The sequence below is a fragment of the Hafnia alvei genome, assembly GCF_900095695.1.
GTDB classification, from domain to species: domain Bacteria; phylum Pseudomonadota; class Gammaproteobacteria; order Enterobacterales; family Enterobacteriaceae; genus Hafnia; species Hafnia alvei_B.
Genome location: NZ_FMIQ01000068.1, coordinates 14730 through 35041 on the forward strand (window position 1 = coordinate 14730; position 20312 = coordinate 35041).

The following is a 20312-nucleotide window of genomic DNA, read 5'->3' on the forward strand; positions in this document are numbered from 1 at the left end:
CGTTCCCCAATGAGGGGAAATAGCTTGGAGGAAATATGACCAAGTCCGAACTTATTGAAAGACTTGCTAGCCAGCAACCACATCTGCCTGCAAAGGCGGTTGAGGATGCAGTGAAAGAAATGCTTGAGCATATGGCAACAACGCTTGCTGACGGTGAACGCATTGAGATCCGTGGATTCGGCAGTTTTTCACTTCACTACCGTGCGCCTCGCGTCGGTCGTAATCCTAAAACTGGCGATAAAGTGGAACTGGAAGGTAAATACGTTCCCCATTTTAAACCTGGCAAAGAACTACGTGACCGGGCGAACATCTACGCTTAAGCAACCTGCTTAGAGTCTAAAACGGCACCTTCGGGTGCCGTTTTCATATCTAAAATTCATCCATGTATCCTCCTTGTTTTTAATCTTCTCCTGCTAAAACTAGCGATGCTGTTCGCAATAAAAAGTTGAGCTGAACGCTGTTGCTACGATTCCTTTCAATCTCTTATGCATTATTCGATATAGCCAGTTTTTGCTTCCACTGAGTTAAGTCAACATTCTGTATCTGCTCAGTGAGAGGTATCACAGGTGAGAATGACATGGGATGAGCATATTCATTGTGTTGCGTTAGGTTGCTTGCCGTTAATGTTTCTGCCGAGCTTGCCCGCTAAATATGTAGCCTATGGGGTCTTGTCTGTTGCTCTGGTGTTTTTCTATGTTTGCTCTGGGCGTTTACGAAAAATCGCATTTGTTATGCTGGGACTGGCATGGGGGATTATTTGTGCGGAGAGTGTATTAGCACCTTTGGACGATGATATTTCTCGGACCGTCAAAATAACGGGAGACGTCGTTAGCGTAACGCTTGGCGTCGTTTCGCCACAGGATAAGGTAATGTTCCGCGTTTCTAAGGTTAATAGCCAAAATGTGAAAGATAGATTCAATATCACCTTATATTGGAACTCAGAGCGTTATCCATTTTGTGCAGGGCAACGGTGGGCGCTAACCGTTGCCCTGCGGCCCGTTCATGGGCGTCTTAACCTGGGTGGGTACGATGCACAACGAACATCAGTGAGTCATCATGCCGTTTTGCAAGGCATGCCGACGGCTTATCAACGTTTGTCTAGTGGGTGTGATTGGCGACAACATATTATAAGCAGATCGATAAAAGCGATACCGGACTCATCATCTAAACCCATTCTCGTCGCATTGGCTTTTGGTGAAAGAGCGCTGCTCACGCGTGAGCAGAATTCACTTTTTCGCTTAAATGGTTTGTCTCATTTGCTCGCCATTTCGGGGCTGCATATCGCTTTGGCGGCGATGCTGGGCTGGTGTGCTGCAAGGGCGATACAGCTATGTTTTCCTCTCCGTTGGATTAATCCCTATTTTCCAATGGCAATGATGATGGGTGTTGGCTGGGGTTATGTATGGCTTGCAGGCGCCAATCCTCCAGCCATTCGGGTTGGCGTTGCGATGATACTTATCGCTGGTTATGGCGTTTGGGGAAAATTTATCCCCCCCAAGAAATATCTGCTGAATGTGGTCTGTCTCATGGTGGTTTGGGATCCACTTGTGTTGCTGTCTGACAGCTTTTGGCTATCTGTTATTGCAGTTTCAAGCCTTCTGTTTTGGTATTGGCTTGCGCCATTGCCCTCATCATTACAAATACAAAAGCGATTATTTTGGCTCAGGTTATTACATCTGCAATTTGGTATCGCTGTGTGCCTGATGCCCGTACAAATTTATTTGTTTCATGGCATTAGCGGGAGTGCGCTGTGGGCCAATTTTTTTTCCGTGCCTTTGGTGACTTATCTTGTTGTACCGCTGATTTTAGTGGGCATTGGTTCCTGTTGGTGGAACGACCCGTTAGGTGCATGGCACGCGGCAGGATATCTGCTAGATATGATGCAATGGGGATTATCTAGCGGGCCCTCGTTCTGGGCAGATATTAGCACTGGCGGGCTCTGGATAAGCTTGAGTCTCTTGACCCTGTTTGTTATTAACTTTTCTTTTTCTAAAGCAGGGCTGCCGCTTTGGTGTGCTGTTCAAGCCGCGTGTTATCTTTGGATATTCGGTGCTAAAAAAAGTGATGATGGTGACCTGCGCGTTCATATGCTGGATGTCGGGCACGGGCTGGCGGTGCTTATCGAACGTCGCGGTAATGCAATTTTGTATGATGTGGGTAATAAATGGGACGGCGGAGATATTGCCACCAGTGAAATTATTCCTTACTTGCGGTGGCATGGGTTGGTGCTGGATGGCATGGTTATTAGCCATAGCGACTCAGACCATAGCGGTGGGCGGTATTCTCTCAGTCATGCGTTTCCACTCGCTTGGGTGCGAAGCCCAGATCCTCGCGATTTTTCCTGCCATATTGGCAGCGATTGGGTCTGGCAAGGCGTGCGTTTTACCGTGCTTTGGCCACCTCGTCAGATTGCTGTCCCGAAAAATAATGACTCTTGTGTCGTCATGGTTGTAGTGGGGGCGCGTAAAATTCTGCTCACTGGCGATATTGAAACTGAAGCGGAAACTCAACTGGTACAGCGATGGAAAAAGCAGCTTAAAGCCGATCTTTTGCAGGTGCCACATCATGGCAGCAATACCTCGTCGAGTAGCCTTTTACTGCGTACGGTTGAGCCAAAAGAAGCGATAAGTTCCTCGGCTCGATTTTCTCCGTGGCATTTTCCTTCACCTAAAGTGACTGCGCGTTATCGCAATCAAAGTATTCATTGGCATGATACAGCACATGCTGGAGAGGTCATAATGACGGCAAAAACAGATAATTGGCGAATAAGTGAACTAAAAACGCAATTAAATCCACGTTGGTATCACGGTTGGTTTGGCGTAAGGAGTCATAATGAGTAAAATGATCCGCTATTTCATCCTAAGCTGGTTAACTAAATGCTGAATGACAAAGATCTTTCGACCTGGCAAACATTTCGTCGCTTATGGCCATCGATCTCTCCTTTCAAGGCAGGACTGATTGTTGCGTCAGTCGCACTCGTAATTAACGCGGGTAGCGATGCCTACATGCTCTCCTTGTTAAAGCCATTATTGGATGATGGTTTTGGCAAGACAGGGTCCGATATTCTGAAATGGATGCCATTCGTCGTTATTGGATTGATGATCGTACGCGGGATTTCTGGTTTCATCTCCAGCTATTGCGTCTCTTGGGTGGCCGGCAAGGTGGTAATGAATATGCGTCGTCGCTTGTTCAGTCATATGATGGGAATGCCGGTTTCCTTCTTTGACCAACAGTCGACTGGTACGCTGCTATCACGAATCACCTATGACTCTGAGCAGGTTGCCTCTTCGTCATCGGATGCATTGATTACGGTTGTGCGTGAAGGTGCTTCAATTATTGCATTGTTCTGTATGATGTTTTATTACAGCTGGCAGCTCTCTCTGATTCTGATTGTTATTGCTCCTGTGGTTTCAATCGCGATTCGCATGGTGTCAAAGCGTTTTCGTAACATCAGTAAGAATATGCAAAACACAATGGGCACACTGACCACTAGCGCGGAACAGATGCTAAAAGGTCATAAAGAAGTACTGATCTTTGGTGGGCAGGAAGTTGAGAGCAAGCGTTTTGACAAAACCAGTAACTGGATGCGTCAGCAGAATATGAAGATGGTCGCTGCGTCTTCTGTTTCAGATCCCATTATTCAGTTGATTGCCTCCTTTGCCCTTGCTTTCGTGCTGTATGCAGCAAGCATCCCATCGGTAATGGATACACTGTCTGCTGGTACAATTACCGTAGTGTTCTCTTCGATGATTGCATTAATGCGTCCACTGAAGTCCTTGACTAACGTCAACGCTAAGTTCCAACGCGGTATGGCGGCATGTCAAACGCTGTTTGCGATTTTGGATCTCGAACAGGAAAAAGACACCGGTAAGCTGGAAGTTAAACGTGCTAAAGGTGATGTTGAGTTCCGTGATGTTACTTTCAGCTATAACAATAAAGGCGCCCCTGCGCTGAAAAACGTGAGCTTTAAAATTCCTGCCAATAAAACCGTGGCCCTCGTTGGGCGTTCAGGTTCCGGCAAATCAACGATTGCAAATCTGTTGACGCGTTTTTATGACATCCAAGAGGGCGAGATCCTGCTGGATGGGCATGACCTACGTGAATATACGCTGAGTTCTCTACGTAATCAGGTTGGCTTGGTTTCGCAAAATGTTCACCTCTTCAACGATACCATTGCGAACAATATCGCCTATGCACGTAATGAAGTTTATACCCGTGAGCAAATCGAAGAAGCAGCTCGTATGGCATATGCGATGGACTTCATTGATAAAATGGACAACGGTTTAGACACCGTCATTGGCGAAAACGGCGTATTGCTGTCGGGTGGGCAGCGCCAGCGTATCGCTATTGCTCGTGCGTTGCTGCGCGATAGTCCGGTTCTTATTTTGGATGAAGCTACATCCGCACTAGATACCGAGTCTGAACGTGCGATTCAGTCCGCGCTAGATGAATTACAGAAAAACCGTACTTCGTTGGTTATTGCTCACCGCTTATCAACTATCGAAAAAGCCGATGAAATTATCGTGGTTGAAGATGGGTATATCGCCGAGCGTGGCGATCATGCAACGCTATTGGCGAAGAATGGGGCGTATGCTCAGTTGCATAGGTTGCAATTCGGGCAATGATTGAGCGCATCTGGTCTGGGCAATCGCCTTTATACCTGCTCCTGTTACCGCTCTCTTGGCTGTATGGCTTAGTGAGCGGTATCCGCCAATTATTTTATCGCATAGGCTGGTTAAAAAGCTGGAAAGCACCTTGCCCAGTTGTTGTGGTCGGTAACTTAACTGCGGGTGGCAACGGTAAAACCCCCGTGGTTATTTGGTTGGTTGAACAGTTACAGACCCGTGGTTTTCGCGTGGGTGTCGTGTCGCGTGGCTATGGTGGGCGCTCGGATCATTACCCTCTATTATTGAATAGTGAAACGTCAACGGCGCAAGCGGGAGACGAACCTGTTCTCATCTATCAGCGAACGGGGGCTTCAGTTGCCGTTGCGCCTAAGCGTAGCGATGCAGTAAAAGCTTTACTTCAGCATGCTACAGTAGACGTCATCATCACCGATGACGGCCTACAGCATTACGCGCTTGCGCGTGATGTTGAGCTGGTTGTTGTGGATGGCGTTCGTCGCTTTGGCAATGGTTGGTGGTTACCTGCAGGGCCTATGCGAGAGAGAGTAGGGCGTTTGCGTCGCGTAGATGCGGTTATCACTAATGGTGGGAAGGCTGCCGTTGGCGAAATACCCATGACGCTGGCTGGACGTATTTTAGTGAATATACATACTGGTGAACGCTGTGCTGCCGATGGTTTAGCTCCGGCTGTTGCAATGGCGGGAATAGGGCATCCTCCTCGCTTTTTTGCCACGCTGAGCCAATTGGGTACGCAAGTAGTCAACACAGTCGCGTTTGCCGATCACCAAGAATATGATCTGAAGACATTAAGTGCGTTGACACCGAAAGGGCAGCCGTTGTTAATGACTGAAAAAGACGCGGTAAAATGTCGCAAATTTGCTCAACCTAATTGGTGGTATCTGCCAGTTAATGCAGAAATTCCGGCTGAACAAGGGAATGAATTGTTAGCAAAAATTACGAGCTTGATTAAAATTAATCCTTAATTTTCAAATGATAATAAATGAATCAGCTTCTGTTATCTTCGAATGCATATAGTTTTACGTTTAAATACTTCCGTAGCGTCATTTTTTTAAAAGAAAAACTTGCTCATCAATCACCTTTATGAGTAAATGACTGCGGCCTGTGATATAGACCTATTTATGCACGACATGAGATAAAGCAGTTCCTCCTTAAGACGTTATCTTCCGATTCCGCTTGTTAGACGAACCATCTTCTTAGTGCCATCCATAAGTAATCTTCTGAGCTAGGCCTCTACGCCTTAGGGCAAATTTTTAAGTGATATCAGTTATAAAGGTAATACAAATGACTAAGAAGACCGGTCAGGTAAAATGGTTTAACGAAAGCAAAGGCTTCGGTTTCATCGAACAGCACGACGGCGGTAAAGATGTATTCGTACATTTCTCTGCTATCGCTAGCGAAGGTTTCAAAACTCTGGCCGAAGGCCAGCGTGTAGAATACACCATTCAGGACAGCCCGCGCGGGCCGGCTGCTGCGAATGTTGTTGCTCTGTAAGATTACAGAGAACTTGTTTTGATACTGAACTGATCGTTATCGCAGCGCGTTCTGCGGAGTCAGTAACAAGACCAGAAAGCCCGCCATTGGCGGGCTTTTGTTTTTAATAATCCGCTCGAAGAGGTTCTTAACGATAACTTGAATATGAGCTACACATCCTAATCTGAACTAGAATTTAGAGGGATGTAAATATAAGGTAAAAAAATATGACACTGAAAATGGGTCTCGTAAAATGGTATAGCCAGTCTGAAGGCTTCGGTATTATCTCTCCACTGGATGGTGGAAATGATATCTACGTTAATCGTTCAGGCATTGCTAATTCACGCAAAAAATTACTGACAGAAGGTCAGCGCGTTGAATTTTCAACTTACCTAGGTAGTCGCGGTCTCACCGCAGAAGACGTCATCGCCTACTGATGACATCGTATCAGCCAGCGTTATTCCCTACGCATCTTCACGCTGGCTGAACTGTTTTCCCTTCCCTGCTGCAACTCGATAAGCTTCGCGTATAATCATCTCTCCGGCTTTCTCATCATGAGGTTCGTCTGGCTACGATGGCTGAAATATCCCTATCCTTAAGTGCGCTTAGAAACCTTCATCTTCATGCTCAAGGTTTAGATAAACCGCGCAGGCACAAAGCAACGCCCCTTGATGTGATTGCGTGTATACGCCAAATGAGTCTGCTACAGATTGATACAATCAACGTTGTCGCTCGTAGTCCCTATCTGGTGTTGTTTTCACGTCTGGGTTTGTATTCAGAGCGGTGGCTAGATGAAGCTTTACGCAACGGTGATATCTTTGAATATTGGGCGCATGAGGCATGTTTTATCCCAAAAGAGGATTATCGGCTGGTTCGTCCACAGATGATGGCCCCGGAAAATATGGGATGGAAGTATTCCCCTGAGTGGCATCAGAAACATCATGACGACATTAGCAAACTGCTCACTCATATCCGCCACAATGGGCCTGTTAAAGCTACTGATTTTAGTGCAAAGAATAGAAAAACCAGCGGCTGGTGGGAGTGGAAACCAGAGAAACGACATTTGGAAACGCTATTTTCCTGTGGCCAGTTGATGGTGAAAGAGCGAATTAATTTTCACCGCGTATACGACTTGCCTGAACGTGTCATTCCAGAGTGGAATGATGATGCAAACAGTATTAGCTCAGCGCTTGCTCAACAACAAATGATGGCAAACAGTGCTCGCAGCCTAGGCGTATTTAAAGCGCAGTGGCTAGCTGATTATTATCGTCTTAAGAAAATTGATACCAAAAAGATGATACATAACATGTTGGACAGCCAAGAGATTATTGGGGTACGGCAAAGGGAAACCCAAGAGCTCTACTATATTCATCATAGCCTTGCGCATTTATTAGCAAAGGCACAAAACAATGAAATAAAAGCGACGCATACTACGCTGCTTTCTCCTTTTGATCCTGTTGTATGGGACCGAAAGCGTGCATCTGAATTATTTGGTTTTGACTACCGCTTAGAATGCTATACCCCTGAAGCTAAAAGAAACTTTGGCTACTTTTCGCTACCGATACTTCAGCGTGGCGCTCTAGTTGGTCGGATCGATGCCAAAATGCATCGCAAAGAAAAGGTGCTGGAGCTGAAATCGTGTCATCAAGAAAAAGGTGTACGGTTTACGGAGAAAAAGAGGGCTGAGCTGAAAGCTGCTATTACTCTTTTTGCCGCTTGGCAGCAGGCGACCGAAGTTAAAATTCAGTATCAGCCCGATGATTGGCGGTATTTTTGGGGGGACGGTTGGTTGCTGGATGGGGTATCTACACAGGCTTAAATGCAAAAAGGGCAATGGTCGTTTCCATTGCCCTTCGGCCAATTAGTTACTGTAGTTGGCGAACATTGCGATGATTTTATGCAGCAGTTTCATATGTATCTTACTTTCTAGTTTTTGCAGGAAATTGTGATATACATCACGTTAGGTAATTTACTCCTCTGCAAAACCAACTGCAACATGTTTTGTTTATGAGTGTTTAATGTTAATAAAAGTAAAAATCGGCACTAGGCCGATTTTTACTTTGGCACATCAAGACGATCTTTAGTCTTTCAGCGCGGCATGAATTGACTGGATAATCGGTTGATAACCCGTACAGCGGCAAATATTACCTTCAAGTGCATCCATGAGTTGCTCATCGCTGGGGTTAGGGTGCTTGGCCAGTAATGCCGATGTGCTAACAAGAACGCCAGGGGTACAGAAGCCGCACTGCACGCCGCCATGCTCAATAAACGCATTTTGAAGTTTTTTGGTTATCGGATCATCACGTAGCCCTTCGAGCGTGGTAATGTCGGCACCATCGCATTGTTCAGCTAAAACCAAACACGAGCAAACTGCGTTTCCATCCATGATAACGGTGCAAGCGCCGCACTCACCAACGGCACACCCTTCCTTTGTTGCCGTTAAGCTTAATTTATCTCGTACGAAATCTAGCAAGCGCATTTGCCCTGTCACCTGCGCATCAATCAGTTTGCCGTTTACCTTCACTTTGATATTGCTCATCATCAACTCCTTATGCCAGCTCTGATTGATAGAGAGAACCAGCGGCTTCCACCATCATGTCGCGGAACATATTAATAAACACAGGTTGTTTATAGGCAGCTGACCAGCGTTTGCCAATAGCGGCATAAATCAGCTTTTCTAACAACTGGCAGGCGAGATCGATTGTTTCCTGTGTGAGTCGGTGGCCCAGTAAACAGCGTTCGATATCGAGAAGTCGCTGCGGTTTACTAAACAGCGCCCCATCGACTAAACGGCAATAGTTCACTGTGCCATCGGGATCGCAAGAAATCAGACAGGTTAAGCTCTGGCGGGTAATGTTCAGCGCATTTCGGCGCCCCAATTGGTGATAGAAAGCGTGTGGCCTTGGGTTTGGTGGCGGTGGCAATATGACCTTTGTCATCAGTTCATTAGGCTTACGCTGTGTTTTATATCCCGACTGTAAGAATTCGCACAGCGGCATGCGCCGTGCGCCATCAAGCGATTGCAGCTCAATTTGGGCATCATAGATAATTGAGGGCGGTAGTGAGTCGCCGCAGGGCGCAGCGTTAACCATATTGCCGCCGATAGTTGCACGGTTACGAATTTGGTTTGAGCCAACCGTTTTACACGCTTGAGCGAGCAGGGGATAACGCTCTCTAACCAATTCGTGTTCGACGATACGGTTAAATGTTACCGCGGCGCCAATGACGACAGCTCCGTTATCTTCGGTAATTTGCGTCAGTTCAGGTATGCGCGATATATCAATGAGGTTCATGGCCTTGGTCTGCAATCGCCCTTGAACAATGACATCGGTGCCGCCAGCAATAATGCTAACGTTATCCTGAGCAAGCAACGTTAAGGCTTCTGGTACCGTTTTGGCTCTTGTCACCGTGACATCGGTTAAACGTAAAACCTGTTTTTTGTTATCGGCTTCAACCATTAACTCGCTTTGCCGAGCTGGTTTTTTGAGGTTATAACCTAAAATAACCTGCTCAAGGGTGAGCGGTAGCTTGTTGAAGCGAGCGTTCAAGGCGAAGCTAAGGGCGTTGTTAATAGCCGCTGCGGCTAACTCAGTGGCGGGTTCACCGATACCTTTAGCGCCGAGAGGGCCTGCCTGATCGGGGTTTTCTACACCAATAATGGTGATTTCAGGGATATCTTTAATAGTTGGTAGTAGATAGGTATCGAAGTTTTCTGATTTTACCTGTCCGTTTTCAATGTTGAAATCTTCGAGTAGCGCATAGCCAAATCCCTGAGCTATTCCGCCGCTGACCTGCCCATTGAAACCCACAGGATTAATAATATGGCCCACATCGTGTGCTGCCGTAACGTGAAGAAGATCCGTTTTCCCTGTGCTGGTGTTGACGCGCACCTCGGCAATTTGACAGCCATAAACCCACGTGAAGTAGGGGCTGCCGGTTCCTTTTTCCTCGTCCCAGTGAATTGGCGGTGGTACAAACCAGCCATATTCGGTCAGGCTCACGCTTGCCCATTTGGTTTTGTTGACGGCGGTTTTGAAATCTATCGTTTGTGATGGGTTATTTTTGTTGCTGATAAACCCGTTTTGCCACAGCGTATTATCTAATTCTTTCGTGCCCAGCACGTCGCACACAACGCCTAAAATACGTTGTTTAATTTTAACCGCCGCATCAAGGATCGCGCCGCCGCCAACGAGTGTTCCGCGTGTGGCGGCAGTAGAGCCACCATCACCAATCACTGAGGTCGGTGGCTCGCTAAACATTATTTCGGATAGTGGAATGCCAAAAGCCTCTGCGGCGATGAGCGACATCGTTGTCTGTAGCCCTTGGCCATTTTCGGATACGGAAGTGGCAATATTCACGCTGCCGTCTTCGTTAACCTGCACCAGCGCGGTTGACGTATCGACACCTTCGGCGCCAATAGAGCACCCGCGGTAGCTGAGGGCGAGACCGATGCCATAGCGATAAACGCCACCTTGTTGATTGAGTTGAGCATAATGCTGGCGCTTGCTATCAAATTCAGCTGAGGTGACTGCTTTGCTTAAAACCTCAAGGGCGGATACGGTATGTTTGTCAAAAACTTGTCCGGTGATCGAAGCATCACCTTGTTTTAATGCGTTAATTTGACGAATTTCGACGGGAGATATCTTTAAATACTCGGCGATTTCGTCCATTAATGATTCGTTGGCATATACCACCTGCGGTGAGCCAAAGCCTCGCATGGCAGAGGTGTAGCTGTTGTTGGTGTATACGCCGGTCACGTCGATGCGAATATTGGGGATACGATAAGGCCCCGCAGCCTGAACTGAGCTTCGCCAGGTAACGAAAGGCGTTGAAGCCGCATACCCTCCACTGTCGGCGAGGATATCGACCTTCATGGCTAAGATCTGGCCAGATTCATCCAGTCCAACCTTATATTTCATTTTATAGGGATGTCGCTTACAACTTTCTAAAATAGAATGTTCGCGGGTATAACAAAATTTGACCGGCCTACCGGTTAGCGTTGTCAGTAGCGCAGAGCGACAGGCAAGATGATCGATAATATCGTCTTTACCGCCAAATGAGCCGCCCATCACCGCGCGTTTAATGTTGATATGCCCCTGCGGGCAGCCCATGAATCTAGCGACAAAGCTACGTACGCGGTGTGGGTTTTGAATGGAACCAGAGATAATCAAATGGCGCTCAGTGGGATCGAGCCAAGTGAGCACCACTTCAGGTTCAATGTAAGCATGCTCTTGAAAACCGACTTCATATTCGCGCTCAAGAATATGTGCGCTGGCCGAAAATCCCGCTGAGATGTCGCCTTTAATCGTGTGATGATGCGCCGCGATATTATCCCCTTTCTCCGGATGAATAAGCCGCGCGTCGGGTTTTAGCGCATGCTCAACGTCGGTAATGGGCGCGTAAGGTGTATAAGAAATATGAATTTTATCTGCTGCCAGACAGGCGGCTTCGTAGGTTTCTGCGGCAATAACCGCAATTACATCACCGTGAAAAACGACTTCATCTTTAATAATAGGAAGGTAGTCTTTCACCATGATGCCAACGACGGGTTCGCCGGGGATATCTTGATACGTTGCGATCTTGACAACGCCTGGCACCGCTAGTGCTTCACTAAGATCGAGGTTATCAATTCTTCCAGCGGCAATATCGGCATAGCGACACACGCCATACAACATTCCGGGTAGGGTTATGTCATTGCCGTAGACGGCTGTTCCAGTGACTTTTGCCAGTCCATCGACGCGACGGATTGATGATGAGGTGCTAGGCGCACTCATGGGTATCTCCTTACGTATTACGTAACGCTATTACGAACCAGATTGTTATGGCTGGCCATCAGAGTTAACAGTGATTAAAAGTAATGAAAAGTGGCGAGTTTGAGGGGTAAATGCTCGACGCTATCCATGGCTGATTGAATTAGATTCAACACTTGTGCCACAACGGAAAAATGGTCCAACGGTGCGTTTAATATGTGATTTATCTCGCATAACGGCCGTATGATAGCGGTGACTTGGTACGGTTTTTGAACAGTTTGGGTTTGTGCGTTTCTAGAGGAAAAACGGCTGAAACACAAATAAACGTCATAATGAGATGTTGTGTTATCAATCTGATAGGTAGAGCGGTTCATTAAACGGTTTTTAACCGTATGGTCATACAAGCCGTGATAATTTTGCTGTTGCGAGTTATCCTTACACCATGCTTTTTCGCTGATACAAGAACTCGTTTAGGAACAATCATGGATCATCGCTTACTCGAAATTATTGCTTGCCCCGTCTGTAATGGAAAACTCTACTTCAATAAAGAAAATCAGGAATTAGTGTGCAAAGCGGATCGCCTTGGGTATCCGCTGCGTGATGGCATTCCAGTATTGCTCGAGAATGAAGCCCGCATACTTCCAGTGGATGAGAAATAATCTGATGAGTTTTATTGCTATTATCCCTGCTCGCTACTCTTCGACACGCCTACCGGGTAAGCCTTTAGCCGATATTGGCGGCAAACCGATGGTTGTGCATGTTATGGAAAGAGCGCTGGCGTCTGGCGCTGCGCGCGTTATCGTGGCTACCGATCATGCAGATGTTAAAAAAGCCGTAGAAGCGGCGGGCGGTGAAGTCTGCATGACGCGAGCCGATCATCATTCTGGCACCGAACGTTTGGCTGAAGTGATTGAGAAGTGTGGCTTTGCAGACGATGAAATTATCGTCAATATTCAAGGCGATGAGCCGCTGATCCCGCCGGCAATTATCCGTCAGGTGGCGCAGAATTTGGCCGCTAGTGAAGCGGGCATGGCGACACTGGCGGTACCGATTACTACTAGCGAAGAAGCATTTAATCCAAATGCGGTAAAAGTCGTTTGTGATAAAAATGGCTATGCGCTCTATTTCTCACGCGCGACAATTCCATGGGATCGCGATCGTTTTGCGATATCTCGTGATGAAATTGGTCATGTTTTCCTGCGTCACATTGGCATTTACGCTTATCGTGCTGGTTTTATTCGTCGTTATGTCACTTGGGCACCTAGCGATCTTGAGCAGATTGAAATGCTTGAGCAGCTGCGAGTGCTTTGGTACGGCGAAAAAATTCATGTGGATGTTGCTAAAACCGCGCCAAGCCCAGGCGTTGACACCATTGAAGACTTGGAAACAGTGCGCGCTATTTTTGCGGCGGCTCAATAGGTCGGTTTATCGCAAGGCATTTAGGTTTAAATTAAGAGCGTGCAAGTGCACGCTCTTTTGATCTAGTCGAATACAATACCTTGATAAATCCGCCATGATGGCTCTCTATCTGGTGAAAAAAGGTACCGCGCAATGCAGCAAAACCTGTATCACAATATGGATCATTTAAAAGCCGAACTTAGCGTTGTTCTTGGTGAGTCAATTGGCCGCTTAGAGCAGATCAGTGAACAGCCATATGCCAGCCTTTTTGCCCTTTATAATCAGCAGGGCACGCCTTTACCCTTGGTGGCTAAGACCTTTTTATGCCAAGGAATTGCCCAACAGGAAGCTTACAAGCTGTCGATGCTTGCACGGCAGGGCGATATCCGCTTACCAACGGTTTATGGCGTTCTGACAACCCATCAGGCGCCATTCAAAGAAGTTCTATTAATTGAACGATTACGTGGCGTTTCCGTCGAGGCACCGACTCGAACGCCACAGCGTTGGTCGTGCTTAAAAGACCAAATTGCAGAAGGGATCCTCTCTTGGCACCGCATTGATAGCCACGGTTGTGTCGGTAACGTTGACAGCGTGCAGGAAAATCGCTGGGCGCACTGGTACGCACAGCGTTTAGAAGTCATCTGGGCCACGCTTGGTAATATGCCAACGCCTGATTTAAGTATTGAAGCTCGCCGTATTTTGTTTCGCAGTAAAGAACAATTGCCTGAGCTGTTTGCGGGCTTCGACGATAGCTGCGTGCTGGTTCATGGCAACTTAACCCTAAGAAGCATGCTAAAAGATCCCAAAAGCGATCAACTGCTTGCCATGCTTAACCCCGGTATGATGCTCTGGGCACCGCGTGAGTACGATCTATTCCGCCTGAGCGAGGACGGGATGGCTACCGAATTGCTCTACTCCTATTTGCAGAAAGCACCCGTGAGCGATGATTTTATGGTACGCCGCTGGCTATATGTTCTATGGGAGTCGATTGGACGCTATTTACATACTGGCGTGGTAGATCGTCCAGTTGTCGAACGCGCAGCTCAGCAACTGCTTCCTTGGTTGGGATAATGACTGACTGAATTTAAGTATGAGAGCCGGCAAGTCATATCGATTTGCTGGTTAATTATCAATCACTATGAGAGGTGATAATCTGATAATGATACAAATCGCTACCACTTTGATATTTTTCTTGGTTAAACAAGCTACCTACCTCATTTTCCCTTGATGCTTTTTCTCGCTAATTTCGCTGAAATATAACGTCTTATTAAGTATCAAATGTGATACCGCCCGCAATTATTTTGTTTATCTCCCTATTTTTCCTCTCATAAATAAAAGTTCGCATGCTCTGTGCATAGTTGGCATGTGCGCAAATAACTGATGTGTTCTATCAACCTTAAAAACATTTGCGCTGATGAAAACGCTGTACATCCGTAAATAGGGGAGCAAAGGCTCTCGAATCGTAGCTGGTTATCCACCATATTAGCCGAGCCGTAAGGAGTGATGTGTCCATGAGCGTGATAAATCCGCATCTAAAAATAGAGCACAGTAAAAGCATGCCGCTAGACGATGCCGTTGAGCGCAGGCTACCAATTGCGCAGCTGTTCACGTTAGGTCTGCAACATGTTCTTGTTATGTATGCTGGTGCCGTTGCTGTGCCTCTGGTTATCGGAGGCAGCCTAGGTTTACCAAAAGACCAAATCGCTTTTTTAATTAGTTCAGACCTTTTCTGCTGCGGCGTAGTGACGCTGTTGCAATGTTTGGGTATTGGCCGTTTCGCAGGTATCCGACTCCCCGTTATCATGTCTGTCACATTCGCCGCGGTAACTCCGATGTTGGCGATTGGCGCAGATCCTAATATAGGGCTGACGGGAATATTCGGTGCCACAATAGCATCAGGGATTATTGCAACATTACTCGTTCCCGTGATTGGGCGACTTATGCCATTGTTTCCGACGGTTGTGACCGGCGTAGTTATTACCTCTATCGGTATTAGCATTATGCAGGTGGGTATTGATTGGGCCGCCGGTGGAAAAGGTAATCCTGATTACGGTAGCCCAATATATATTGGTACCTCGCTCTTAGTGCTGGTTTTTATTCTGCTAGTGACCCGTTTTGCTAAAGGTTTCTTGTGTAATATTTCTGTACTGCTCGGCATTCTTTTTGGTTTTGCCATTGCTTATTCTATGGGGAAGGTGAATTTCGCTGGATTAGATAACGCCGCATGGTTTGCTCCTATAAAGCCATTTGCATTTGGTATGCCTACATTTGAACCTGTCAGTATTCTTACGCTCACCATTATTATGCTAATTACCTTCATCGAATCGATGGGGATGTTTCTTGCCCTTGGCGATATTGTGGGAAGACCAACTAAACAAGCCGATATTATTCGTGGTTTACGAGTAGATGGAATCGGCACCGTTATTGGCGGGCTGTTTAATAGTTTTCCACATACTTCTTTTTCACAGAACGTTGGTTTGGTTAGCGTAACGGGTATTTCCAGTCGTTGGGTTTGTGTTATGTCGGGCGGGATTTTAATTCTCTTCGGCTTGATCCCTAAAATGGCGCTTATCGTTGCCTCTATTCCACAGTTCGTGTTGGGCGGTGCCGGTATAGTGATGTTTGGAATGGTTCTGGCAACCGGGATCCGTATTCTTTCACGTGCTAACTACAGCACCAATCGCTACAACCTTTACATCGTTGCTATCAGTATTGGTATCGGCATGATACCTACCGTGTCACATGATTTTTTTAGCCAGCTACCAGCGGCAATTCAGCCATTACTGCATAGCGGTATTTTATTAGCTACCGTATGCGCGGTAAGCCTCAATCTCTATTTCAATGGCTATCATCCAGATAAGGAATCAGATAGCAATAACGTTGAAAATGAAGCTGCACAAGAAATAACTGAATAAACAGATTTAACCGAGATGTCGATCATGGAGAGGGGCCATGTTCTACATGCCATCAAATGAAATGTATAAATAATACTCGCAGATAGAGGGCGTTATTGTGAAAGCGATTAATCGTATGGAAAATTATTTACAGGAGAGCCAAACCTCCCCTCAAAAGAAAGCAGATGTCGATCCTGTCGATGAAATATTGCCGATTGGACAAATGTTGGTTTACGGTTTTCAGCACGTATTAGTCATGTATGCCGGTGCCATTGCGGTTCCTTTAATTATTGGTAAGGCGGTTGGGTTTACGCCGGAACAAATTATATTTTTAATCAGCACCGATCTCTTTATATGTGGCTGCGGTACGATCCTGCAGTCAATAGGCTTATTGAATATTATTGGTAGCAAACTCCCAATTGTTCAGGGGTGCACCTTCGCTGCGCTTATTCCGATGACGCTTATCGGCCAACAGTATGGCATTGGCGGTATTTCAGGCGCGGTTATTGTTGCCGGGGTATTTACGCTACTGTGTGCTCCTTTTGTATGCAAACTTGTCCGCTTTTTCCCTAAAGCCGTTATGGGCACGATAGTGACGCTTATTGGTCTGTCGATCTTACCGGTCGCAGGAGGATGGATCGGCGGTGGAGATCTCGATGCAGTAAGTTTCGGCAGCTACGGTTCGCTGCTGATGGCCTTATTTACGTTGGCCGTAGTGATGCTAATTTATACCTTTGGCAAAGGCATGTTGAAGAATGTGGCTGTGCTGGTGGGAATTATCATTGGCACACTGGGATATTACTTCATGGGAAAACTCGATCTTTCCCAAGTGGCATCGACCAGTTGGATGACATTCCCATACCCAATGCGCTTTGCGGTTCCTGAATTTCATCTCTTTCCTGCCGTGTTGATGTGTATGGTGATGGTCGTTGTCATGGTAGAAACCATGTCTTCGATGATGGCCATGGGGGAAATCGTGGACCGCCCAGCAGATCAAAAAACCTTAAAACGTGGCCTGTACGCCTGTGGGTCTGCAACGTTGTTTGGCGGCTTTTTTAATATGTTCCCCTATGCAGCCTTTGCTCAAAACGTAGGGCTTGTCAGCATGACCGGTGTTCGCAGCCGTTTCATTGTTGGAGTAGCAGGCTGCATTCTTATTACTCTTGGCCTGTTCCCAAAACTCGCGGCCTTTGTTGTCGCTGTGCCGAAGCCGGTGCTTGGCGGCGCAGGGATCGTTATGTTTGGCATGGTTGCTGTGTCAGGAATTCGAACGCTAGGACAGGTTGATTATCGTAATAACAATAATGGGATGGTTGTAGCGTTAACGCTCGGTCTTGGCATGTTACCGGTGATGGTTCCTCAGTTATTTCAACAAATGCCACAGGCCGCAGAGATGTTCCTACACAGCGGGATTACCATTGGTACCGTTGTGGCAATAGGCGCTAATTTGATCCTGAATGGCCGCGATAGACAAGCAAAAATCCCTGGGTGCAAAGAGTGCGAGCTGCAAGAGGTCAATGTAAACAGCACGGCGGCTCGAGAGGTCTTTAGCACGACGCGCGAATATATCGCTATGCGGAGGAAGAGACAAAATGCACAAAAGAACGCTGCTCTTTAAGAACGCGGAATTACTCGTCACGATGGATGACGAACGACGAGAAATTAGAGGTGGTTGCCTGCTGGTGGAGGGAAATCGCATCGTTGCCGTTGGTGGTGACGAGCTTTGTGCTGCACCGGCAGATGAAGAAATAGACCTGCGTGGACATATCGTTATTCCTGGACTGATCAATACACATCATCATATGTTTCAGTCTTTGACGCGTGTGATACCTGATGCGCAGGACGGTGAGCTTTTTGACTGGCTAAATAATCTTTATCCCATTTGGGCTGGGCTCACCCCAGAGATGATCCGAGTTTCGACTCAAACCGCGATGGCTGAACTGATGCTTTCGGGGTGTACCACTTCCAGCGATCATCTCTATGTTTATCCAAACGGTTGTCGTTTAGACGACAGCATTGATGGAGCTCGTGAAATAGGCATGCGCTTCCATGCTTGCCGAGGAAGTATGAGCGTAGGGCGCAGTAAAGGGGGCTTACCGCCAGATGAATTAGTCGAAAATGAACAGGCTATTTTAGAAGACTCATTGCGCTTAATTTATAGCTACCACGACGCCCAGCGCTATAGCATGTTGCGTATCGCGTTGGCTCCTTGCTCGCCTTTTTCTGTTAGCCGCGAGTTAATGGTGAAAACAGCGCAGATGGCGCGCGAACATGGTGTTTCACTTCATACCCATTTAGCTGAAAATGACAGCGATGTAAGCTACAGTCAGGCGCACTTTGGCATGACGCCAGCGCAGTACGCCGAAGATTTAGGATGGGTTGGAACCGATGTTTGGCATGCACACTGTGTCAAACTGGATAGGGCTGGGATTTCGTTGTTTGCGAGAACCGGAACCGGTGTGGCGCATTGCCCATGTTCAAATATGAGATTGGCATCAGGCATTGCTCCTATTCGCACGATGCTTGATGAAGGTGTGTCTGTTGGCCTTGGCGTTGACGGTTCAGCATCTAACGATGCAGGAAACATGATCGCAGAAACGCGGCAGGCGCTGCTATTGCAGCGGGTTGGCTTCGGCCCTGATGCCATGAATGCAAGGCAGGCTTTAGAGATCGCGACGCGTGGTGGTGCGAAAGTACTTAACCGAGACGATATTGGCTATTTAGCCACTGGTATGGCCGCTGATTTTGTTGCGTTTGATCTCAATACTTTGAATCTTGCAGGGGCTAAACACGATCCGCTGGCGGCGTTAGTTTTCTGTACGCCAGGGAATGTGGCTTTCAGCGTGATTAATGGGCAAGTTGTCATCCGTGAAGGGACATTGCAGACCATTGACTTACCTTCGGTTGTGCAACATCACAATCGTTTAGCATGCTTATTAGTGAATAGACATCGGCTGTAATTGATATCACCTTCAGCGGCGTCTTTGTCTAAGCCAAGCATGGCAAAGACAATAGACGCCAATGGGGATAAGTAAAAGAGCAACTGCCGCTGCGATCAACGCCATCACGGTGTTTAGTCCCGTCGTCCATCCGAGTACAAATCCCACTGCGCTAATAGCATTGAGTGGATTGAAGCTTACGGGCATATTTTCAGCTTTAGAAAGTAAGTCGAGTAAAACTACCTGCATTTCAAATACGATAATCGCCGTAAAAAGGCTAATCAGTCGGAGTCTCATTTTTCACCCTTTGTCGTGATAATTGCCTGCCACCAACTCCCCAAAGTTTCATACCATGCTCGTTCGCTATGACCAAGATAAAGCGGCGAAGGTAGCCAACGTTCCCAAGGATTTAACGGCGACGAAATAGCTAATTGATTGGCTGGAACGGGGATCGGACTAAGCCCCTCGGCCTTAAAAAAGCGTAATGCGCGAGTCAAATGGTTTGCCGACGTGACCAGCAGGACTTTCTGCTGGTCTGTGATTTTAGCCACCTCTTTAGCCTCTTGCTGCGTATCGCGCGGCTTATCAAGCACAATAATTTTATCCGCAGGAACGCCTAAACTTTCTGCCACGTTGGCAGCAACGCGTGCGCTGCTCACCGGGTTGCCGATAGCCGCAGCGCCGGTGAAAATAATTTTGGCATTGGGATTCATTTCAAGCTGGCGGATCCCTTCTGTGACGCGCGGCAAACTGTTGTTAATTAGGTTTGAGCTGGGTGCCCAATCAGGGTTAAAAGTATAACCGCCACCGAGCACTACGATGTAATCTGCGTTGCTCGTTTGGTTTAATGTAGGATAGCTATTTTCAAGCGGAGCCAGTATTCGATCGGCGACAGGTTGTAGGCTTAGCAGCAAGATCCCAAGCCAACCGAGAGAAATGCAGATTTTTCCTAGTCGTAGCCAGCGCGTCCAGCAGATAAAAATCAGGCCTACCGCGACGATCAGCAGCAACAGAGGAAGAGGCAAAAGTAGCCCGCCGATAAACTTTTTTAGCGTAAACAGCATGAATCAGGTGCCTTTCTGAATGAAAAAACGACATCTAGATAGAATATATGGCCGATAAGATTCATTCTAAGCCAGCCTGTGTCAAAATAGCAGGTTTAAAGCGTCCCTCACGGGGAGATTTTTCTGGTGGTGCGCTGTGCAAATATTCAGG

The 20312-nt window shown here is 47.1% G+C and carries 17 protein-coding genes; 13 read left to right on the plus strand and 4 right to left on the minus strand.

Annotated elements, in window-relative coordinates:
- The first annotated feature begins 35 nt into the window (after nucleotides 1-35).
- The 7 genes from ihfB (at nucleotide 36) to BN1044_RS18555 (ending at nucleotide 7935) form a co-directional block, all read left to right on the plus strand.
- Nucleotides 36-320 (plus strand): integration host factor subunit beta, encoded by a 285-nt coding sequence (gene ihfB, locus BN1044_RS18525; RefSeq protein ID WP_004095742.1) that lies wholly within the window; start codon nucleotides 36-38, stop codon nucleotides 318-320.
- A gap of 303 nt (nucleotides 321-623) precedes the next feature.
- Nucleotides 624-2840 carry a DNA internalization-related competence protein ComEC/Rec2 gene (locus tag BN1044_RS18530; RefSeq protein WP_254663939.1) on the plus strand — a complete coding sequence of 739 codons (2217 nt, stop codon included), beginning with the start codon at nucleotides 624-626 and terminating at the stop codon, nucleotides 2838-2840.
- 36 nt (nucleotides 2841-2876) lie between these two features.
- Nucleotides 2877-4625, plus strand: a complete 1749-nt coding sequence (gene msbA, locus BN1044_RS18535) for a lipid A ABC transporter ATP-binding protein/permease MsbA (RefSeq protein ID WP_072309919.1) — start codon at nucleotides 2877-2879, stop codon at nucleotides 4623-4625.
- A complete protein-coding gene (gene lpxK, locus BN1044_RS18540; protein ID WP_072309920.1) occupies nucleotides 4622-5608 on the plus strand; it encodes a tetraacyldisaccharide 4'-kinase in 987 nt (328 codons plus the stop codon). Before msbA ends, lpxK begins: the two co-directional genes overlap by 4 nt.
- A gap of 319 nt (nucleotides 5609-5927) precedes the next feature.
- A complete protein-coding gene (gene cspE, locus BN1044_RS18545; RefSeq protein WP_004095733.1) occupies nucleotides 5928-6137 on the plus strand; it encodes a transcription antiterminator/RNA stability regulator CspE in 210 nt (69 codons plus the stop codon).
- Nucleotides 6138-6343: 206 nt separating this feature from the next.
- Nucleotides 6344-6553, plus strand: a complete 210-nt coding sequence (locus BN1044_RS18550; protein ID WP_004095731.1) for a cold-shock protein — start codon at nucleotides 6344-6346, stop codon at nucleotides 6551-6553.
- 137 nt (nucleotides 6554-6690) lie between these two features.
- Complete coding sequence (locus tag BN1044_RS18555; RefSeq protein ID WP_072309921.1) at nucleotides 6691-7935, plus strand: winged helix-turn-helix domain-containing protein; 1245 nt, start codon at nucleotides 6691-6693, stop codon at nucleotides 7933-7935.
- A gap of 261 nt (nucleotides 7936-8196) precedes the next feature.
- Here the strand turns inward: BN1044_RS18555 and BN1044_RS18560 are convergent, their stop codons facing one another.
- Both BN1044_RS18560 and BN1044_RS18565 read right to left on the minus strand, forming a co-directional pair.
- Nucleotides 8197-8655 carry a (2Fe-2S)-binding protein gene (locus tag BN1044_RS18560; protein ID WP_072309922.1) on the minus strand — a complete coding sequence of 153 codons (459 nt, stop codon included), beginning with the start codon at nucleotides 8653-8655 and terminating at the stop codon, nucleotides 8197-8199.
- 10 nt (nucleotides 8656-8665) lie between these two features.
- Nucleotides 8666-11890: a molybdopterin cofactor-binding domain-containing protein gene (locus BN1044_RS18565; protein WP_072309923.1), complete on the minus strand. Its 3225-nt coding sequence runs from the start codon at nucleotides 11888-11890 to the stop codon at nucleotides 8666-8668.
- Nucleotides 11891-12348: 458 nt separating this feature from the next.
- On the opposite strand from BN1044_RS18565, the gene BN1044_RS18570 reads away from it, so the two are divergent.
- From BN1044_RS18570 to BN1044_RS18595, 6 genes are all read left to right on the plus strand, one after another.
- Nucleotides 12349-12525, plus strand: a complete 177-nt coding sequence (locus BN1044_RS18570) for a Trm112 family protein (protein ID WP_072309924.1) — start codon at nucleotides 12349-12351, stop codon at nucleotides 12523-12525.
- A gap of 4 nt (nucleotides 12526-12529) precedes the next feature.
- On the plus strand, nucleotides 12530-13285 hold the full coding sequence (gene kdsB / locus BN1044_RS18575) for a 3-deoxy-manno-octulosonate cytidylyltransferase (protein WP_072309925.1): 756 nt from the start codon (nucleotides 12530-12532) through the stop codon (nucleotides 13283-13285).
- Nucleotides 13286-13441: 156 nt separating this feature from the next.
- Complete coding sequence (locus tag BN1044_RS18580) at nucleotides 13442-14335, plus strand: YcbJ family phosphotransferase (protein WP_072309963.1); 894 nt, start codon at nucleotides 13442-13444, stop codon at nucleotides 14333-14335.
- 485 nt (nucleotides 14336-14820) lie between these two features.
- Entirely contained in the window at nucleotides 14821-16179 is a 1359-nt protein-coding gene (locus BN1044_RS18585) for a nucleobase:cation symporter-2 family protein (protein WP_432613001.1), read from the plus strand.
- Between the two features lie 115 nt (nucleotides 16180-16294).
- Nucleotides 16295-17776 (plus strand): uracil-xanthine permease family protein, encoded by a 1482-nt coding sequence (locus tag BN1044_RS18590; protein WP_175421626.1) that lies wholly within the window; start codon nucleotides 16295-16297, stop codon nucleotides 17774-17776.
- Nucleotides 17751-19118, plus strand: a complete 1368-nt coding sequence (locus tag BN1044_RS18595) for an 8-oxoguanine deaminase (protein ID WP_072309928.1) — start codon at nucleotides 17751-17753, stop codon at nucleotides 19116-19118. Before BN1044_RS18590 ends, BN1044_RS18595 begins: the two co-directional genes overlap by 26 nt.
- A gap of 12 nt (nucleotides 19119-19130) precedes the next feature.
- Here the strand turns inward: BN1044_RS18595 and BN1044_RS18600 are convergent, their stop codons facing one another.
- Both BN1044_RS18600 and elyC read right to left on the minus strand, forming a co-directional pair.
- Nucleotides 19131-19394 (minus strand): hypothetical protein, encoded by a 264-nt coding sequence (locus BN1044_RS18600; protein WP_072309929.1) that lies wholly within the window; start codon nucleotides 19392-19394, stop codon nucleotides 19131-19133.
- The gene (gene elyC / locus BN1044_RS18605) at nucleotides 19391-20161 is read right to left on the minus strand and encodes an envelope biogenesis factor ElyC (RefSeq protein ID WP_072309930.1); all 771 of its coding nucleotides are present in this window, start codon (nucleotides 20159-20161) and stop codon (nucleotides 19391-19393) included. Before elyC ends, BN1044_RS18600 begins: the two co-directional genes overlap by 4 nt.
- Nucleotides 20162-20312: the final 151 nt, after the last annotated feature.

Excerpts from the sequence above, each read along its gene's own strand:
- BN1044_RS18530 (WP_254663939.1), top strand. The coding sequence starts at position 624 with ATGTTTCTGCCGAGCTTGCCCGCTAAATATGTAGCCTATGGGGTCTTG.
- BN1044_RS18600 (WP_072309929.1), bottom strand. The coding sequence starts at position 19,394 with ATGAGACTCCGACTGATTAGCCTTTTTACGGCGATTATCGTATTTGAA.
- BN1044_RS18565 (WP_072309923.1), bottom strand. The coding sequence starts at position 11,890 with ATGAGTGCGCCTAGCACCTCATCATCAATCCGTCGCGTCGATGGACTG.
- BN1044_RS18560 (WP_072309922.1), bottom strand. The coding sequence starts at position 8,655 with ATGAGCAATATCAAAGTGAAGGTAAACGGCAAACTGATTGATGCGCAG.
- msbA (WP_072309919.1), top strand. The coding sequence starts at position 2,877 with ATGCTGAATGACAAAGATCTTTCGACCTGGCAAACATTTCGTCGCTTA.
- lpxK (WP_072309920.1), top strand. The coding sequence starts at position 4,622 with ATGATTGAGCGCATCTGGTCTGGGCAATCGCCTTTATACCTGCTCCTG.
- cspE (WP_004095733.1), top strand. The coding sequence starts at position 5,928 with ATGACTAAGAAGACCGGTCAGGTAAAATGGTTTAACGAAAGCAAAGGC.
- ihfB (WP_004095742.1), top strand. The coding sequence starts at position 36 with ATGACCAAGTCCGAACTTATTGAAAGACTTGCTAGCCAGCAACCACAT.
- BN1044_RS18555 (WP_072309921.1), top strand. The coding sequence starts at position 6,691 with ATGGCTGAAATATCCCTATCCTTAAGTGCGCTTAGAAACCTTCATCTT.
- BN1044_RS18595 (WP_072309928.1), top strand. The coding sequence starts at position 17,751 with ATGCACAAAAGAACGCTGCTCTTTAAGAACGCGGAATTACTCGTCACG.
- BN1044_RS18590 (WP_175421626.1), top strand. The coding sequence starts at position 16,295 with ATGGAAAATTATTTACAGGAGAGCCAAACCTCCCCTCAAAAGAAAGCA.
- BN1044_RS18550 (WP_004095731.1), top strand. The coding sequence starts at position 6,344 with ATGACACTGAAAATGGGTCTCGTAAAATGGTATAGCCAGTCTGAAGGC.
- kdsB (WP_072309925.1), top strand. The coding sequence starts at position 12,530 with ATGAGTTTTATTGCTATTATCCCTGCTCGCTACTCTTCGACACGCCTA.
- BN1044_RS18585 (WP_432613001.1), top strand. The coding sequence starts at position 14,821 with ATGCCGCTAGACGATGCCGTTGAGCGCAGGCTACCAATTGCGCAGCTG.
- BN1044_RS18570 (WP_072309924.1), top strand. The coding sequence starts at position 12,349 with ATGGATCATCGCTTACTCGAAATTATTGCTTGCCCCGTCTGTAATGGA.
- elyC (WP_072309930.1), bottom strand. The coding sequence starts at position 20,161 with ATGCTGTTTACGCTAAAAAAGTTTATCGGCGGGCTACTTTTGCCTCTT.
- BN1044_RS18580 (WP_072309963.1), top strand. The coding sequence starts at position 13,442 with ATGGATCATTTAAAAGCCGAACTTAGCGTTGTTCTTGGTGAGTCAATT.